Origin of the sequence: Nonomuraea sp. NPDC049725 (genome assembly GCF_040674795.1) — a bacterium.
GTDB classification, from domain to species: Bacteria; Actinomycetota; Actinomycetes; order Streptosporangiales; family Streptosporangiaceae; genus Nonomuraea; species Nonomuraea ceibae.
Window position 1 is genome coordinate 474,569 of record NZ_JBFANJ010000005.1, and the last position, 16,543, is coordinate 491,111.

At 73.3% G+C, this 16,543-nt stretch carries 15 protein-coding genes; 8 read left to right on the forward strand and 7 right to left on the reverse strand.

Going from position 1 to position 16,543, the window contains the following annotated elements; translation table 11 throughout:
- Window positions 1-23 precede the first annotated feature (23 nt).
- Together AB0J53_RS16475 and AB0J53_RS16480 are read left to right on the forward strand one after the other, a co-directional pair.
- Entirely contained in the window at window positions 24-302 is a 279-nt protein-coding gene (locus AB0J53_RS16475) for a hypothetical protein (protein ID WP_219510856.1), read from the forward strand.
- The gene (locus AB0J53_RS16480) at window positions 299-940 is read left to right on the forward strand and encodes a cyclase family protein (RefSeq protein ID WP_219510858.1); all 642 of its coding nucleotides are present in this window, start codon (window positions 299-301) and stop codon (window positions 938-940) included. Before AB0J53_RS16475 ends, AB0J53_RS16480 begins: the two co-directional genes overlap by 4 nt.
- On the opposite strand, the gene AB0J53_RS16485 is transcribed toward AB0J53_RS16480, so the two are convergent.
- The gene (locus AB0J53_RS16485; RefSeq protein WP_219510860.1) at window positions 937-1,113 is read right to left on the reverse strand and encodes a hypothetical protein; all 177 of its coding nucleotides are present in this window, start codon (window positions 1,111-1,113) and stop codon (window positions 937-939) included. The genes AB0J53_RS16480 and AB0J53_RS16485 overlap by 4 nt on opposite strands.
- 32 nt (window positions 1,114-1,145) lie before the next feature.
- On the opposite strand from AB0J53_RS16485, the gene map reads away from it, so the two are divergent.
- Complete coding sequence (gene map, locus AB0J53_RS16490; protein ID WP_219510862.1) at window positions 1,146-1,994, forward strand: type I methionyl aminopeptidase; 849 nt, start codon at window positions 1,146-1,148, stop codon at window positions 1,992-1,994.
- Here the strand turns inward: map and AB0J53_RS16495 are convergent.
- From AB0J53_RS16495 to AB0J53_RS16510, 4 genes are all read right to left on the reverse strand, one after another.
- Complete coding sequence (locus AB0J53_RS16495; RefSeq protein WP_357586411.1) at window positions 1,981-2,370, reverse strand: ATP-binding protein; 390 nt, start codon at window positions 2,368-2,370, stop codon at window positions 1,981-1,983. The two genes, map and AB0J53_RS16495, sit on opposite strands and share 14 nt — an antisense overlap.
- A 152-nt stretch (window positions 2,371-2,522) precedes the next feature.
- Window positions 2,523-4,508 carry a bifunctional copper resistance protein CopD/cytochrome c oxidase assembly protein gene (locus AB0J53_RS16500; protein ID WP_364172691.1) on the reverse strand — a complete coding sequence of 662 codons (1,986 nt, stop codon included), beginning with the start codon at window positions 4,506-4,508 and terminating at the stop codon, window positions 2,523-2,525.
- Window positions 4,505-5,110: a copper resistance CopC family protein gene (locus AB0J53_RS16505; protein ID WP_364172694.1), complete on the reverse strand. Its 606-nt coding sequence runs from the start codon at window positions 5,108-5,110 to the stop codon at window positions 4,505-4,507. The genes AB0J53_RS16500 and AB0J53_RS16505 overlap by 4 nt, the downstream gene beginning before the upstream one ends.
- A 47-nt stretch (window positions 5,111-5,157) precedes the next feature.
- Window positions 5,158-6,483, reverse strand: a complete 1,326-nt coding sequence (locus AB0J53_RS16510; RefSeq protein ID WP_364172697.1) for a helix-turn-helix domain-containing protein — start codon at window positions 6,481-6,483, stop codon at window positions 5,158-5,160.
- Window positions 6,484-6,503: 20 nt separating this feature from the next.
- Here AB0J53_RS16510 and AB0J53_RS16515 point away from each other — a divergent pair, with 20 nt between their 5' ends.
- On the forward strand, window positions 6,504-6,638 hold the full coding sequence (locus AB0J53_RS16515) for a hypothetical protein (protein WP_281427312.1): 135 nt from the start codon (window positions 6,504-6,506) through the stop codon (window positions 6,636-6,638).
- A gap of 243 nt (window positions 6,639-6,881) precedes the next feature.
- Complete coding sequence (locus tag AB0J53_RS16520; protein ID WP_364172700.1) at window positions 6,882-9,824, forward strand: BTAD domain-containing putative transcriptional regulator; 2,943 nt, start codon at window positions 6,882-6,884, stop codon at window positions 9,822-9,824.
- Here the strand turns inward: AB0J53_RS16520 and AB0J53_RS16525 are convergent.
- Window positions 9,811-11,604: a helix-turn-helix domain-containing protein gene (locus tag AB0J53_RS16525; RefSeq protein WP_364172703.1), complete on the reverse strand. Its 1,794-nt coding sequence runs from the start codon at window positions 11,602-11,604 to the stop codon at window positions 9,811-9,813. The two genes, AB0J53_RS16520 and AB0J53_RS16525, sit on opposite strands and share 14 nt — an antisense overlap.
- Window positions 11,605-11,714: 110 nt before the next feature.
- Between AB0J53_RS16525 and AB0J53_RS16530 the strand changes: the two genes are divergently transcribed.
- Genes AB0J53_RS16530 through AB0J53_RS16540 form a run of 3 tightly spaced genes read left to right on the forward strand, consistent with a single transcriptional unit; the run spans window position 11,715 to window position 15,562 of the window.
- The gene (locus AB0J53_RS16530) at window positions 11,715-13,889 is read left to right on the forward strand and encodes a molybdopterin cofactor-binding domain-containing protein (protein WP_364172706.1); all 2,175 of its coding nucleotides are present in this window, start codon (window positions 11,715-11,717) and stop codon (window positions 13,887-13,889) included.
- Entirely contained in the window at window positions 13,889-14,122 is a 234-nt protein-coding gene (locus AB0J53_RS16535) for an EF-hand domain-containing protein (protein WP_219518917.1), read from the forward strand. The genes AB0J53_RS16530 and AB0J53_RS16535 overlap by 1 nt, the downstream gene beginning before the upstream one ends.
- Window positions 14,123-14,182: 60 nt before the next feature.
- The gene (locus tag AB0J53_RS16540) at window positions 14,183-15,562 is read left to right on the forward strand and encodes an NCS2 family permease (RefSeq protein ID WP_364172710.1); all 1,380 of its coding nucleotides are present in this window, start codon (window positions 14,183-14,185) and stop codon (window positions 15,560-15,562) included.
- Here the strand turns inward: AB0J53_RS16540 and AB0J53_RS16545 are convergent.
- Complete coding sequence (locus tag AB0J53_RS16545) at window positions 15,559-16,449, reverse strand: excalibur calcium-binding domain-containing protein (protein ID WP_364172713.1); 891 nt, start codon at window positions 16,447-16,449, stop codon at window positions 15,559-15,561. The two genes, AB0J53_RS16540 and AB0J53_RS16545, sit on opposite strands and share 4 nt — an antisense overlap.
- Window positions 16,450-16,543: the final 94 nt, after the last annotated feature.

Here is a 16,543-nt window from a genome sequence, read left to right on the forward strand (position 1 = left end):
CATAAATCCGGACAATGGCGCGCATGGATCTGCTCCTCGACGTCGTGGGCTGGATCGGCGCGGCGCTGCTGCTGACCGGCTACTACCTGGTCTCCTCGTCCCGCCTGAACGGGGACGCGGTCCCGTACCAGCTCATCAACCTGGCCGGATCCATCGGCCTGATGGTCAACAGCGCCTACTACGCCGCCTGGCCGTCGGCGGGGCTCAACCTCGTGTGGGCGGCCATCGGCATCGTCGCCCTCGTCAAGCTGGCCCGCCTCGCCGCCGCCAGGACCCCGTCGGAAGCCCAGGAGCAAGGATGATCGTCGAACTGAGCCACCGCATCACCCCCGGCCTGGTGACCTACCCCGGCATCCCCGGCCCCGAGCTGGGCGTGCACCTGTCGCGGGAGGACTCCAGGAAGGTGTACGCGCCGGGCACCGAGTTCCACATGGGCACGGTCACGCTCGTCGGCAACACGGGCACGTACGTCGACACGCCCTTCCACCGCTACGCCGACGGCCCCGACCTGGCCGCGGTCCCGCTCGACAAGCTGGCCGACCTGCCTGGCCTGGTGGTGCGCGCGGGCCAGGAGCGCGAGGTGACGGTCGGCGAGGACCTGGACGTACGGGGCCGCGCGGTGCTGATCCACACCGGCTGGGACCGCCACTTCGGCACCGCCGCCTACACCCACGGCCACCCCTACCTGGCGCCGGAGTCGGCGCGCAGCCTGGCCGAGCGCGGCGCGGCGCTGGTCGGCATCGACTCGCTCAACATCGACGACACCCCGCCGCACGGCGAACGGCCCGCGCACACGATCCTGCTGGCGGCGGGCATCCCCGTGGTGGAGCACCTGACGGGCCTGGGCGGGCTGCCCGCCGAGGGCTTCAGGTTTCACGCCGCCCCGCCGATGATCGCGGGCCTGGGCACCTTCCCCGTACGGGCCTACGCGGTGGTCTAGTCGTCGGCCTCGTCGGCCTCGTCCCAGGTCTTGTTGCGCTCGGCGGCACGCTGCAGGGCGCCGGCCGCCTCCTGCTCGCTCTCGTAGGGGCCGAGCCGGTCCTTGTTGGGGCAGCCCTGGTCAGGCTCGACGCGCATGTGCTTGAGGCAGAACCACCACTGGCCATCGCTCACGTGACCAATTCTGCCCCGTAGACTCGGTTTTCATGACGACTCTGCTCCAGCCCGGCCGAATTTCGCCCATGCGAAAGGTCCCCGCCCACATCGAGCGGCCGGAGTACGTCGGCAAGAAGCGCCCCAAGACCGGCGAGCCCGACGTGAAGACCCCCGAGATGATCGAGCGGATGCGCGTGGCGGGCCGGATCGCCGGTCAGGCCCTCGAAGAGGTCGGCCGGCACGTCCGGCCGGGCGTCACCACCGACGAGCTCGACCGCATCGGCCACGACTTCCTCGTCTCCCACGGCGCCTACCCGAGCACGCTCGGCTACAAGGGCTACCCCAAGTCGCTGTGCACCTCGATCAACGAGGTGATCTGCCACGGCATCCCCGACGACACCGTGCTGCGTGACGGCGACATCGTCAACGTCGACATCACCGCCTACATCGGCGGCGTGCACGGCGACACCGACGCGACGTTCCTGGTGGGCGAGGTCGACGAGGAGTCGCGCCTGCTGGTCGAGCGCACCCGCGAGGCGATGATGCGGGCGATCAAGGCGGTGGCGCCCGGCCGCCAGCTCAACGTCGTGGGCCGGGTCATCGAGGCGTACGCCAAGCGGTTCGGCTACGGCGTGGTGCGTGACTTCACCGGCCACGGCATCGGCACCACGTTCCACTCGGGCCTGATGGTGCCGCACTACGACGACCCGTCGCTGCGGGTGGAGCTGGTGCCGGGCATGACGTTCACGATCGAGCCGATGCTGACACTGGGCACGATCGAGTACGACATCTGGCCCGACAAGTGGACGGCCGTGACCAAGGACGGCAAGCGCACCGCCCAGTTCGAGCACACGATCGTGGTGACCGACACCGGCAGCGAGATCCTCACTCTCGCCTAGGCACGACCCCTGACACGGTGGTGCCCTCGCCCTCCACGCTGCGGACGGTGAGGGTGCCGCCGATCTCCGCGAACGCGGCCCGCATGCGGGCGATGCCGCGCCCGGACCGGCCGGGCGCGAAGCCGCGGCCGTGGTCGCTGACCGTCATGCGCAGCCCCCCGCTGCTGACGGTCACGGCGACCGACACGACGGAGGCGCCGCTGTGGCGCTCGGCGTTGGCCAGGGCCTCACGCATCGCCGTGAGCACGCCTTCGGCGATGGGCGCGGGCACGTCCTCGGCGGGCAGCGCCCACGTCTCGACGGTGACACCGGTGCGCCGCGACCAGTCCGCGAGGTAGCTTTCGAGCGCCTCCGCCAGGCTCTCTCCCCCGCGCATGCGCGTCTCTTCCGTCAACCGACTTCCGCCTTCCTCAGCGCCCCGAACGGGCGCGGCCCGCCTGCGGCCTGGCGGATCGCGCACACCTTCCCCCTTGCCGAAAAGGCTACCCGCCGGGGCCGGAGGGTGGGGGGCAGGAGGGCGCGCGGCGGCTATTCGGTCTTGTCGAGGCGGTTGAGCTTGGCCAGGTAGTCGTTGTAGGAGTTGAGCTCGGGGTCGCCGCCCTCGGCACGGTCGGCCTTGCGGTCGTCGCGGCGGGCCTTGCGGTCCTCGCTCTGATACCACTGCACGGCGATGGCCAGCAGCACGATCAGCGTGGGGATCTCGCCGAAGCCCCAGGCGATGGCGCCGCCGTTCTGCTGTTCCTGCAGCAGGGGGCCGCCCCAGGAGCGGTCGAGCTGCTCGTACCAGCCGGAGGCGATGACCGAGCCGGTCATCATCAGCGCGATGCCGAAGAACGCGTGGAAGGGCATGGTGACGAACAGCAGCAGCAGCCGTCCGACGTGCGGGAGCTGGTGGGGGCCGGGGTCGACGCCGATGACGACCCAGAAGAACAGGCTGCCGCTGATGAGGAAGTGCAGCGTCATCGCGATGTGCCCGAGGTGCTCCTGCATGGCCGCCTCGAACAGCGGCGTGAAGTAGAGCGCGTAGGTCGACGCGATGAAGATCGCGGTCGCGATGGCGGGGTGGGCGGCGACGCGGACGAACCTGCTGTGCAGGATCGCCAGCAGCCATTCGCGGGGGCCCCGGTCGCCCCGGACGGCGGCCGGCTTGAGGGCGCGCAGCGCGAGCGTGACGGGCCCGCCGAGGACCAGGAAGATCGGCACGATCATGGCCAGCGTCATGTGCTCGATCATGTGCACGTCGAACATGACCTTGGAGTAGCGGGCCAGGCCGGTCTGCGTGGCGATGACGAGCACCACGACGCCGATGAACCAGGACGCCGTGCGGCCCCACGACCAGGTGTCGCCGCGCCGCCGCAGCCTGACCACGCCCGCCCCGTACAGTCCGGCCAGCAGGGCGGCGACGGTGGCGAAGAACAGGTCGAACCACCACAGCGAGGCGATGTTGGCCAGCGAGATCGGCGGCGGGACCGGGTAGCCGAGCAGGTCGAAGGCGCGGTCGGCGGGCAGGCTGACGGGCGGCGGCGGGGTGCGCGCGAGCGCGACGGCCAGGCCGATGGTGGCGAGCATGAGCATCAGCTCGCCGACGGCCAGGCGGGTGAAGGCGCGCGGCGCGCCGGCCTCCAGGGCGACGAGCGTGCGCTGCCGGTGCCACCAGCCGACGTAGCCGAGCAGGACGAACGCGACGGTCTTGGCGACGAGGAGGATGCCGTAGCTGGACGTCCACAGGTCGGAGACGGCGGTGAGCCGGGCGAGCACGCTGAAGACGCCGGACAGGCCGACGCCGACGAAGAGCCACACGGCCAGCCGGGAGAAGCGCTCGGCGGCGATGCCGAGCTGCGGCTGCTTGCGCACCGCGTGCAGGGCAAGCACGCCCAGCCCGCCCACCCACAGCGCCAGCGTCAGCAGGTGCAGCGACAGGCCGATGGTGGCCAGGCCGTGGTTGGGCGAGGACGAGGAGTGGCCGGTGAGCGCCGGCGGCAGCATCGTGACCAGCGAGAACACCAGCAGCGCGCCCGCCGCCCCGGCGGTGATGGCGCCGCGCGAGAACAGCGCGATCGACACCCCGAACAGGATCACCAGCGTCAGCGAGATGCCGGGGCTCTCCTGGGTGGCGTAGCCGACGAGGAAGTCGCGGTTGAGGATCTCCGGCACGGGCTTGGCCCACACGTCGGAGACGCTGAAGACCATGGTGAGGAACGCGGCCCCGGCCCAGGTCAGGGCGGTCCAGGAGGCCGCGCGCAGGTAGTCGAGCGCGCTCGTGCCGAGCAGGCCCTTGCCGGACTTGCCGTTGGGCAGCAGGACCGCCGCCGCCAGCAGGAGCCCGACGGTGGTCACGCCGGCGACGTCCATGAACAGCTTGGACACCGGCAGGCCCCACCGGGTGAGCACCCCCGAGGAGGGGACGCCGAGGATGATGCGGGGGAAGGCCGCGCCTCCGGCGACCATGGCGACCACGAGGGCGGCCAGCGCCGCCCCGGCCGCCGCAAGCGCGAGACGCGCGGCCCTGGTCACGGCTTCTTCTTCCGTGCGCTGAGCAGGAAGCCGATGCCGATGCCGACGAGCGCGCCGACGACGACGATCAGCCAGACGGGGAACGTGCCGGAGCTCTCCTCGGCCGCCGCCTGGTCGGCGGCGGGCGCCGCGCTGGACGGCGCGGCGGATGGCGCGGCGGACGCCGCCGTGCTCGCCTCGGCGGTCGCCTCAGCGGTGGCCTCAGCACTGCTCTCGGCGCTCGCCTCCGGGGACGGGGACGCGCCCTTGACCGTGAACGGGATCTCCCCCTCGATCGGGTGCCCGTCGGAGGAGACGACGCGGTAGGCGATCGTGTACTTGCCGTCGGGGAGCTCGCCCTTGAGCCGCTGCTTCACGACCGGCCCGTCGGACTCGGGGTCGCCGGCCTGGTGCTGGGCGTCACCGGGCCCGCGCACGATCACGAACGGCATCCGCACCTTGTTGGAGAACTCGAGCGTGACCTCGTCCACGGACTTGACCGTGGCGCCCTTGGCGGGGTCACTGCTCTTGAGCGTGTCGTGCGCCTGCGCGGGGGCGGCGGTGGCGAGCACGAACAGGGCGGCGAGAATCGCGGTGAGGGCCGCGAGCGGGGATTTCTTCATGGCATCCCCAAGGCTACCGACGCCGCCGCCCGGTCCGGACTCCGCCGTTACAATCCCGCGCAGGCGAGCGCACGGCGGTAGAGGTCGGCGCTGCCCTCGGCGTCGCCGAGGACCTCCATCGTCTCGGCGGCCGCGTACCAGGTGCGGGCGGCGCGGCGGGAGTCGGGCAGCGGCTCCAGCCAGTCGCGCACCCCGCGCAGCTCGGCCTCGGCCTCGGCCTGCCTGCCGAGCGCGCCCTTGGCGCGGCTGAGCAGCAGGTGCGCCTCGGCCTCCAGGGCCCTGGAGTTGCCCGCCATCAGCGCCTGACCGGCCTCGCCGTGGACGATCGCCTGCTCGTGGTCGCCGGCGATGAGGGCGGCGCGGGCCAGCTCGACCTCGCTGTTGGCGCGGTCGGTGGTGCTGGCCGAGGTCTGGGCGAGCTCCTGGCGGGCGCGCAGCAGCGCCTGGCGCGCCTCCTCGACGGCGGTGGGGCGCAGCCGCAGCAGCATGCTCGCGTACGCCATGCGGATGCGGGCGCTGTTGCGCGGCTGGCCGTTCTCCGTCTGGACGGCGAGCGCGCGCTCGGCCAGGCTCAGCGACTCCTCGCCGTGGCCCGTGCTCTCGGCGACCAGCGCGGCGTTCCAGTAGGCGGCGACGGTGGCCCTGGGGGTGTTGAGCATGTCGGCGGCGTTGAGCAGCTCGCCGGCGAACTGGCGGGCGCGCAGCAGGTCGCCGCTGTCGAGGTAGGCGGCCAGCAGCGTCGCGCCGAACTCGACGAGCGCGTCGGACCAGGCCGGCCGGGCCGGGCCGCCGAGGATGTCCTCGCCGACCTTGACCGCCTCGCTGAGCCGGTCGCTGACGCGGTAGGCGCGGCACAGGGCGATGGCGACCTCGATGCGGCGCTCCGGGCTGAGCTCCTCGGCCTGCAGGCGGCGGAGGATGGAGATCGCCTCGGCAAGGTCACCGCACGCCTCGACGGCGAGCGCCAGGCCGTATTCGGTGTCTTGACGCAGCGCCGTCAGACCTGTCAGGTTATTGTTCTCCAGCAGCTCGGCGAAGCGCGTGCGAGCCTCGCGAACCTCTCCGTTCTCGAGGGCGAGCCTCGCGTAACCGAGTGCGAGTTCGATATCTTCCATCTGCTCGGCAGTCACGCCATTGAGCAGATAGGAGAGCGAACAGTCCAGCTTCTGAGCGAGCAGCTCCAGCACCGAAGGGGTGGGAGTACGTTTGCCGCTCTCGATCAAGGAAACGTAGCTGTCCGACAATTCAGGGTGCGCGAGCTGTGCCTGCGACATGCCGCGCTGTCGCCGGACCGTCTTGATACGGAGTCCGACCAGGTCTGATGTGGTCACAGCCGCTGCTCCCTGAGATGATGATGTCCAAGCAACGCACACCGCCCGAGGGAGAACCCCCCATGCGCACACGTCTTGCCCTGACCGCACTTACCGCCATCTTCACGGCCGTTGTGGCCGTTGGCAGCAATGGTACGACCGTGGTGGCCGAAACGTCTCCTGCCATCGCGCATTTCGAGGTCTCGCCCTGCTGCTGACCCCCGAGGGCTCCCGCTCTCACGAGTCTACGCAACGGCCCGGGAGATGCCGCCTTCCGCACAAGGAGGCGTCTTCCGGGCCCGCGAACAGCACCGGGAGGCCGTCCGGACACCTCGGACGCCCCCGCATCACGCACAGCCCCCTCAAGCTAGACGATAGTTCTACATTTCTTCTACAGAGCTTCTAGTCGCCCCTTCCAGGACGATCCGGATCACGCAGCGTCGCACGCGGGGAGATCGCTCATGGCCGAGCACGTCCGCATCCGGCTCCTCGGTCCGGTCGCGGCGTTACGCGGCGCCGCCGCCGTCGACCCCGGCTCACCGCGCCAGCGCGCCGTCCTCGCCGTCCTCGCCTCCCACCCCGGGCAGATCGTGCCGATCCCCCGCCTCGTCGAGAGCCTGTGGGGCGAGCACCCTCCGCGCAGCGCCGAGCAGAGCGTCTACACGTACGTGGCCGGGCTCAGGCGCGCCCTGGAGCCGTCCAGGAAGCAGCACCGCCACTCCGAGCTGCTGGTCGGCGGCGGTGGCGGCTACCGGCTGGAGGTCGAGGCGCGCCACGTCGACGCCGTCGCCTTCGCCGGCCACGTCGAGTCGGCCCGCCTGGCGATGCGCCGCGACGGCGCCGCCGAGGCGCTGACCAGCCTGGAGGAGGCGCTGTCGCTGTGGCACGGCGACCCGCTGACGGGCGTGCCCGGCCCCTTCGCCGACGCCGAGCGCGCCCGGCTGGCCGAGCTGCGCCTGACCGCCGCCGAACGGCACGCCGAAGCCCTGCTCGGGCTCGGCCGCCCGCACGACGCGCTCCCGCCCCTGCGCGACCTGACCCGCCGCCACCCGATCCGCGAACGGCTGCGCGAGCTGCTCGTCCTGGCCCTGCTGCGCAGCGGCAACCGGGCCGAGGCGCTGGAGGTCTACAACGAGGGCGGCCGCATCCTGCGCGAGGAGCTGGGCGTCGACCCGGGCGCCGCCCTGCGCGCCGCCTACGAGCTGGCCCTGCGCGAGCCCGGCCCGGCCCCCGCAGCGCCCCCGCCCGGCCGGTCCCGCTCCCCCGAGGCCGCCCCCGCGGCGGGACGCATGCCGATGGTGCCCCGGGAGCTGCCGCGCGATCTGGGCGGGTTCGTGGGCCGACGGCTGGAGATCATCCGTATCCAGACGCACCTGGCCCCCTGGGACGGCTCCGCGCCCAGCCCCCTGGTCGTCATCTCCGGCCCGCCCGGCGTGGGCAAGTCCGCGCTGGCCGCCCGGGTCGCCGCGATGGTGAAGGACCGCTTCCCCGACGGGCAGCTGTACGTGAACCTGCGCGGCGCCACGACCGGGATGCCGGGGCTGGAGCCGCTGGAGGTGCTGGGCCGGTTCCTGCGGGCGCTCGGCGCCGCCGGCGACGCCGTGCCCGCCGACGTGGACGAGGCCGCCGCGGCCTGGCGCAGCCGGATGGCCGGCCGGCGCATGCTGGTCCTGCTGGACGACGCCGCCGGGCTGCCGCAGATCCAGCCGCTGCTGTCGGCGCCGCGCGGCACCGCGATCCTCGTGACGAGCCGCGAGAGCCTGGCCGCGGGCGACGACTCCGTGCAGATCCACCTGCCCCGGATGGCCGGCCCCGAGGCCGCCGCCGTGCTGTCCACGCTGGCCGGCGCGCAGCGGATCACCGCCGACCCCGAGCAGACGGCCCGGCTCGTACGCTTCTGCGACGGGCTGCCGCTGGCCCTGCGGATCGCCGGCGCCCGCCTGGCCGACCGGCCCGACTGGAGCGTGGCCGCGCTCAACGCCCGGCTCGGCGACGAGCGCAGGCGGCTGCACGAGCTGGAGGCCGGCGAGCTCGCCGTACGCTCCAGCCTGGCCGCGAGCTGGAACGCGCTGGCCCGCAGCGCCCGGCCGCTCGACCGGCTGGCCGCCCGCACGCTCGCCCTGATCGGTCTGCCGCACGTGCACGACATCACCGCCGAGGCCGCCGCCGCCCTGCTCGGCACCGGCGCCCTGGACGCCGAACGCGCGCTGGAACGGCTGGTCGACGCCCACCTCCTCGACCAGTCCGGCTCCGACCCGGCCGCGCCGCCCCGCTACCAGCTCCACGACCTCGTCCGCATCTTCGCCGCCGAGCTGACCTGCGGCCCCGCCGGGCCCGCCGACACCCACGCTGCGCCCGGGCGGCTGTCACCCGGCGAGGCGGCCGCCGCGCTGGCCCGCGTGCTGGGCCACTGGATCGCCTCGGCCCGCCTGGCCAGCACCACCATGGACCCGCACCGCGTCCAGCCCGACGGGCCCGAGCTCGACCCCGTCGACGCGACCCCGCACCACGTGGGCGACGCCGACGAGGCCCGCGACTGGCTCGCCCGCGAGGAGCCCAACCTCGTCGCCGCCGCGGCCCAGGCCATGGCGTGCCCCGACGAGCGGCTCGCCAGGCTCGGCGTGGCCCTCGTCTTCTCCCTCCAGTGGTACCTGCACGGCGCGCACGACTCGGCCAACCTCATCGCGCTCAACCGCGAGGCGCTGCGGGTCAGCCGGCGGCTCGGCGACCGGCTGAGCACCTACCACGCGCTCGGCCACCTCGCCGGCGGGCTCAGCTTCCAGCGCCGCACCGCCGAGGCCGTCGAACACCTGCGCGCCCAGCTCGTCCTCGCCCGCGAGCTGGGCGACCGCTTCAGCGAGCAGCGGACGCTCGGCAACCTCGCCAACACCTTCCTGGTACGGCGCGCGTACCGCGAATGCCTGAGCCACGCCCGCGCCCAGCTCGCCCTGGCCAGGGAGATCGGCTCCCAGGTGGGCGAGCGGTACGCGCTCATCATGCTCGGCACCGCCCGCCACGGCCTCGGCCGCTCCGCCGAGGCCCGCCAGGCCCTGACCGAGGCGCTGGCCAGTGCGCGGCGGGTCGGCGACATCAGCCACGAGGGGCTCGTCCAGACGGTGCTCGGCGAGATCTTCCTCGACGAGGGCGAACCGGCGGCGGCGCTGGAGCCGCTGCGGCAGGCACTCGGGCTGCGCCGGGCGAGCTGGTTCCGGATCGGCCAGCTCCGCTGCCTCGTCCGCCTGTCGCAGGCGCACCGGGCGCTCGGCGCACCCCGGGCGGCGCTGCCGTACGTCACCGACGCGCTGCCCCTGGCCGTGGAGCTGGGCAACCCCGAGTGGCTGGTCATCACCGAGGAGGAGCACGCCGCCGTCCACGCGCTCCTCGGCGCGGTCACCCCGCCCTGAGCGCCAGGAAGAAGTCGACCCGGTCGGCCATCGTCGACAGGTCCCTGCCCGTCAGGTCCTCCACCCGCTTCACCCGGTAGCGGACCGTGTTGACGTGCACGTGCATCCGCGCGGCACAGGCGTTCCACGAACCGGCGCAGTCCAGGAACGCGCGCAGCGTCGCCACCAGCTCCGACTGGTGCCGGGCGTCGTACTCCAGCACCGGGCCCAGCAGGCGGGCGGCGAACGAGCTCCGCACCTCCCCCGGCACCGTCGCCAGGAGCAGCGCGTGCGTGTAGATCTCGTCGCTGGTGACCACGCCGCCGCCGCGCGCCGCCGCCAGCCGCCTGGCGTGCCCCGCCTCCTCGACACCGCCCCTGAGCGCCGCCGCCCCCGTCAGCTCCCCGCTCACCCCGGCGCACACCCGCACCCCGGGCAGCGCCCCCAGCACCTCCGCCCCGGCCCGCAACCGCGCCGCCACCTCCCCGGCGCTCCGCCCCCGCAACGGCACCACGGCCACGGCCCCCTCCTCCCCCGCGACCGCCACCACCTCCCACCCCAGCAACCCCTCCAACACCGCCACCTCAACCCCGAACCCGCCCTCCCCATAAGGAGCACGAGCAGCCGAACCGGCACTCGCAACGGAAGCCCCTCTGGAGGGCGCACCAACCCGGCCAGCCACCGCCCCAGGGGGCGCGCCACCAGCGCCGGGGGCGCCCCCGGCGGGCGGTGCGGCCCCGGCGGGAGCGGCCACCCCTACGGGAGCGGCACCGCCACGGGTGCCAACCCCCTCCCCGGAAGGCGCGCCACCGGCGGGGAGCGCGCCGCCACCGGTGGAGGGGGCGGCATCGGTAGGGGTGGTTGTCGGCCTGGGGGCCGTTGTCGGTCTGGGGGTGGTGCCGGTTCTGGGGGGCGCGCCGTCGGTGGGCGGGGCGGGGTGGGTGGTGGTGGAGACGATCGTGTAGGGCTCGGCGGGGTCGAGGGCGCAGGTGCGGAGGCGGGCGGTGAGGTCGGCGGGGTCGGCGCCCGTGAGGGCGGCGGTGACGAGCTGGGCGGCGAGCCGGCGTTCGACGCGGCGCCCTTCCTCCATGCGGGCCCGCTCCAGCGCCACGAAGGCGGCCAGTTCGTAGCCGAGGTCGGCCCGGTCGAGCAGGTCGCCGTCGCAGGCGAGGGCCCAGGCGGCGGCGCGGGGCCCGCGTCCGGCGGCGAAGAGCGTGTGCCCGCCGGCCAGGCAGGGCAGGCGGGGCGCGGTGAGGAAGGCGCGCGCGAGCCGTACGGGGTCGTCGGGGGCGCCGGCGATGACCTGGCCGGTGGCGGAGACGACGGCGCCGGTGACGCCGAGTTCGGCGGCGGTGAGGGCGAACAGTTCGGGCAGCCCGGCGCCTTCGGCGACGGCGGCGACGAGCCGCCGGTGGCGGCCGAGGGCGTCGCGGGCGTCGCCTGAGAGGCGGGGGGCGACGAGCTCGGCGAGGGTGCGGAAGGAGGTCTCGGTGGGCACGTCGAGCAGCGGCAGCCCGGCTTCGCGGCAGGCGTCGACGAGGTCGGCGGGGACGTGCCCGAGCCGGGCCTGGCCGGCGCCGAGCGCGGCGACCCCGGCGTCGGCGAGGGCGGTGACGAAGGGGCGGGAGTCGGCTGCGGTGTGCCACCACATGAGGCCGGTGAGCACGAGTTCGCCGCCGGACAGGTAGCGGCCGGGCTCGGGCAGGTCGGTGATGTGGACAGTGCCGAACTCGCGCCCGGCGTCGCCGGTGAGCAGCGTCAGCCGCAGCTCCTCCATGGCCAGCAGATCGCATATCCGCACTTGGAGGAATATACAAGGCGGCCGGTGAACCGCTTACCGTGATTTCACTCCGCGCGCATTCCGGGGCCGGTCGGCCGGTGCTCTACTCGAAGGATGACGGAGCTCGGACGATGACGGAGACGGCACGGGCGTCGCGGCACGGCGTGGGCGAGAGCGCGCGGCGGCCCGACGCGGCGCTGAAGGTGCGGGGCGAGTTCGCGTACGCGTCGGACCTGTGGCTGGAGGGCATGGTGTGGGGCGCGACGCTGCGCAGCCCGCATCCGTCGGCGTGGATCCGGTCGATCGACGTGGGCCCGGCGCTGGCGATCCCGGGCGTGCGGGCGGTGCTGACGCACGAGGACGTGCCGGGTGAGAAGTTCTACGGCCTGGAGCGCAGGGACCAGCCGGTGCTCGCCATCGACCAGGTGCGTTATCAGGGCGAGCCGGTGGCGCTGGTGGCCGCCGACCATCCGGAGACGGCGCGGCGGGCGGTGGCGGCGATCCGGGTGGACTACGAGCCGCGCGCGGCGGTGACGGATCCGCGTGAGTCGCGGGAGTTCGTCAGGAGCCAGCCGGTGGTGAAGGGCGACACGTTCGAGGCGGAGGTCGTGGTCACCGGCGAGTACGAGGTGGGCATGCAGGACCAGGCGTTCCTTGGCCCGGAGTCGGGGCTGGCGGTGCCCGCGGACGACGGCGGCGTGGACCTGTTCATCGCCACGCAGTGGCTGCACGTGGACCGCGACCAGCTCGCGCCCTGCCTGGGGCTGCCGCCGGAGAAGGTGCGGCTGACGCTGTCGGGGGTGGGTGGCGCGTTCGGGGCCAGGGAGGACCTGTCGATGCAGGTCCACGCGTGCATGCTGGCGCTGCGGCTGGACCGGCCGGTCAAGATCGTGTACGGGCGGGAGGAGTCGTTCTTCGGGCACGTGCACCGGCATCCGGCGCGGATGCGCTACGAGCACGGCGCCACGCGCGACGGCCGGCTCGTCTACGTCAAGGCCGACATCCTGCTCGACGGCGGCGCCTACTGCTCCTCCTCCCCCGCGGTCGTGGGCAACGCGGCGTCGCTGGGGGCGGGCCCGTACGAGGTGCCGAACGTGCGGGTGCGGGCGACCGGCGTCTACACGAACAACCCGCCGTGCGGGGCGATGCGCGGGTTCGGCGCGGTGCAGGCGTGTTACGCGTACGAGTCGCAGATGGACCGGCTGGCGGAGGCGTGCGGGCTGTCGCCGGTGGAGATCCGGGTGCGCAACGCCGTCTCGCAGGGGTCGGCGCTGATCACCGGTCAGGTGATCGACTCGCCGGCGCCGCTGGCGGAGATGCTGCGCGAGCTCGAACGCTTCCCGCTCCCGCCGCCCGCCGGGAGCGACCTGCGCGGGCTGCCGGGCGGGGTGTCGCAGACCACGCACGGGGAGTCGGTGCGGCGCGGCGTCGGCTACGGGGTGGGCATCAAGAACATCTGCTTCTCGGAGGGCTTCGACGACTTCTCCACGGCGCGGGTGCGGGCGGAGCTGGTCGGCGGGGAGCCGCACGTCACCGTGCACACGGCCGCCGCCGAGGTGGGGCAGGGGCTGGTGACGATCCAGGCGCAGATCGCCCGGACGGAGCTAGGCGTGGACGACGTGACGGTGGCGACGGCCGACACGTCGGTGGCCTCGGCGGGCTCGTCGTCGGCGTCGCGGCAGTCGTACGTGACGGGCGGGGCGGTGCGGGAGGCGTGCCGGGCGGTGCGGGAGCGGTTCGGCGGGCTGCCGGCGCGGGAGGCGCTGGCGCTGTTCGGGCCGATCGAGGAGACGCGCGAGTACCGGCACCGGCCGACGTACCCGCTGGACCCGGCGACGGGGCAGGGCGACTCCCACACGCAGCTCGCGCTGTGCGTGCACCGGGCGGTGGTGGACGTGGACGTGGAGCTGGGCCTGGTCAAGGTGGTGGAGCTGGCGGCGGTGCAGGACGTGGGCCGGATCCTGAACCCGCAGGCGCTGGAGGGCCAGATCCACGGCGGTTCGGCGCAGGGGCTGGGGCTGGCGCTGATGGAGGAGATCCGGGTGCGTGACGGCGTGGTGCTGAACCCGTCGTTCACCGACTATCTGATCCCCACCATTCTCGACATGCCACCCATGACGATGAAAATCCTGGAAAATCCGGACCCGGCCGCGCCGTACGGATTGCGCGGCGCAGGCGAGCCTCCGACGCTCTCCTCCACCCCGGCGATCGCGTCGGCGGTGCGCGCGGCGACCGGGCTCCGGTTGACGCGCGTTCCGATCAGACCCGAAGATATCGCCTTGGTTCAAGACGGGGAGGGATCCTGATGACGGACGCGCGTGAAGCGGCCAAGGCGGAGTTCACACGGTTCGACGCCGACGGCGACGGCCTGCTGACGGCCGAGGAGATCCGGAAGGCCAACGACGCCCTGGGCGGGCTCGGCGCCTCCGAGGCGGAGATCGAGGCGTTCATCGCCTCGGCCGACCGCGACGGCGACGGCCGGATCGGGCTGGAGGAGTTCGCCGGCCTGGTCGGCGGCGGGCGGCACGAGCAGGCGTGATCACGTCCCCCGCCGGGTAGGCCACCCGGCACTCCCCCTTGATCGCGAAGGGGGTTGGCGGTGCTCGACAGGTTCTTCGAGCTGTCCGGGCGGGGGACCACCGTCGGCCGTGAGGTGCGTGGCGGCGTCACGACCTTCATGGCGATGGCGTACATCATCCTGCTCAACCCGATCATCCTGGCGGGCGCGCAGGACGTCACCGGCGCGAAGCTGACGATCGCGCAGCTCACGACCTCGACGGCGCTCGCGGCGGCCATCTCGACGCTGCTCATGGCGGTGGTCGGCAACGCGCCGTTCGGCCTGGCGGCCGGGCTGGGGCTGAACGCGGTGGTCGCCTACCAGGCGGCGCCCTTCATGACGTGGGCGCAGGCGATGGGCCTGGTCGTGCTCGAAGGCTTCGTCATCATCCTGCTGGCCGTCACCGGGCTGCGCACCCTGATCATGAACGCGATCCCGCTCGCGCTCAAGCACGCCATCAGCGTCGGCATCGGGCTGTTCATCGCGCTGATCGGGCTGGTCGACGCCGGGTTCGTCGCGGCGGGCAGCGGCACGCCGGTGCAGCTCGGCGCCACCGGCCACCTGACGGGCTGGCCGGTCGCGGTGTTCTGCTTCGGCCTGCTGCTGATGATCGTGCTGTACGTGCGCCGCACGCCCGCGGCCATCCTGATCAGCATCGCGGTGACGGCGGCCCTGGCCGTGCTGGTCAACTCGGTGGCCGAGATCGAGCCGGGCGCGTGGGGCGTGGTGACGCCGCACCTGCCCGAGCGGCTGGTCGCGGCGCCCGACTTCGGGCTGGTGGGGCAGTTCGACCTGTTCGGCGGGTTCGCCAGGGCGGGCGTGGTGACGGCGACCGTGGTGCTGTTCACGCTGGTGCTGTCCGGGTTCTTCGACGCGATGGGCACGATCATCGGCGTCAGCGACGAGGCCGGGATGGTGGACCAGGTCGGGCGGGTGCCCCGGCTGGGCCGCATCCTCACCGTCGACGGCGTCGCCGGCGTGGTCGGCGGCGTGTCGAGCTCGTCGGCGAACACGGTGTTCGTCGAGTCGGCCGCCGGTGTCGGCGAGGGCGCCAGGACCGGCCTGGCCAGCGTCTTCACCGGGGCGCTGCTGGCGCTGACGCTGCTGTTCACGCCGCTGGCCGCCGTGGTGCCCGCCGCCGCTGCCGCCCCGGCGCTGGTGCTGGTCGGGGCGCTGATGATGACGCAGAGCCGGAACGTGCCGTGGCAGGACCTGGAGCTGGCGGTGCCGGCGTTCCTGACGATCGCGCTGATGCCGTTCACGTACTCGATCACCAACGGGGTGGGGGCCGGGGTGATCTCGTACACGCTGATCAAGGCGGCTCGGGGCAAGTTCGGCGAGATCCCGTGGCTGCTGTGGATCGTGTCGCTGGTGTTCCTGGCCTACTTCGGGATCAACGGGCTGGAGGAGCTGTTCGGTTAGCGGATGTCGCCGGAGTTGCAGGCGATGCCGTTGCCGTCGACGTCGGTGTACCACTCGTACTCGGCGCGGAAGCCCTTGCTGTAGGGGCCGTAGCCGCGCGCGACGGCCTCCTTGCAGCTGTCGAACTTGGGGTCGAGGGCGCCGTCGGCGGCCGGGTTGCCGGTGTTGGGCTGGCCGGTGTTCGGTTGACCCGTGTCCGGCTGGCCCGTGTCCGGCTGGCCCGTGGTGGGCTGGCCGGTGTCCGGCTGGCCTGTGTTGGGCTGGCCGGTGTCCGGCGGCGTGGTGGCCGGAGGCGCGGTGGCCGGGGGCGCCGTGGAGCCCGCCAGGCGGGCCGCCAGGGTCTCGGCCTCCGCCTTGGCGAAGCCGACGATGCTCAGGCTGTCGCCGTCCATCGCCTGCGTGACGATCGGCGCGGCGACCACCGTCCGCGGCACCAGCACGACCGCCACCTGCCGCTGGTCGGTGACCTGCTCGTCGATGAGGTCGACGAGCTTCTGCTTGAACGCCGGCGCGACGGCGATGCGGACCGAGTAGGTGCCGTCGGGCTCACGGATGGCCTCGATCTCCTGCACGGCGTTGACCGTGACCCCGTCCTCCAGCAGGTAGCACGTGGTCTGCGTGTCGTCGAGCGCGGCCTCCTCACCCGGGCAGGGGGCGGCCTTGGTCTCGCGCACCGGGGCGAAGTGGATGGGCGTCGGCAGCCGCTGCGGCGAGGCGCCGCCGAGGAACGGGCTGTCGGGGCTGCGGGTCATCAGGACGGCGATGGTGCCCAGCACGCCCGCGATCAGCACGACCAGGACGAGCGAGACCGTCAGCACGACGGTGGTGAGCCTGCTGGCCCGCGGCGGCCCCGGATCGGCGGGTGGTGGCTCTTCCGGCTTGTCCAACGTTGACGACCCCATCCTGACGTCCGTGCTGCCGGTGAGCTTATCGAGGACGACCGGATGCCGGGTAATCAGCCGAATATTTCTCGCATGTCCG

Excerpts from the sequence above, each read along its gene's own strand:
- AB0J53_RS16475 (WP_219510856.1), top strand. The coding sequence starts at position 24 with ATGGATCTGCTCCTCGACGTCGTGGGCTGGATCGGCGCGGCGCTGCTG.
- AB0J53_RS16480 (WP_219510858.1), top strand. The coding sequence starts at position 299 with ATGATCGTCGAACTGAGCCACCGCATCACCCCCGGCCTGGTGACCTAC.
- map (WP_219510862.1), top strand. The coding sequence starts at position 1,146 with ATGACGACTCTGCTCCAGCCCGGCCGAATTTCGCCCATGCGAAAGGTC.
- AB0J53_RS16495 (WP_357586411.1), bottom strand. The coding sequence starts at position 2,370 with ATGCGCGGGGGAGAGAGCCTGGCGGAGGCGCTCGAAAGCTACCTCGCG.
- AB0J53_RS16505 (WP_364172694.1), bottom strand. The coding sequence starts at position 5,110 with ATGAAGAAATCCCCGCTCGCGGCCCTCACCGCGATTCTCGCCGCCCTG.
- AB0J53_RS16515 (WP_281427312.1), top strand. The coding sequence starts at position 6,504 with ATGCGCACACGTCTTGCCCTGACCGCACTTACCGCCATCTTCACGGCC.
- AB0J53_RS16520 (WP_364172700.1), top strand. The coding sequence starts at position 6,882 with ATGGCCGAGCACGTCCGCATCCGGCTCCTCGGTCCGGTCGCGGCGTTA.
- AB0J53_RS16530 (WP_364172706.1), top strand. The coding sequence starts at position 11,715 with ATGACGGAGACGGCACGGGCGTCGCGGCACGGCGTGGGCGAGAGCGCG.
- AB0J53_RS16535 (WP_219518917.1), top strand. The coding sequence starts at position 13,889 with ATGACGGACGCGCGTGAAGCGGCCAAGGCGGAGTTCACACGGTTCGAC.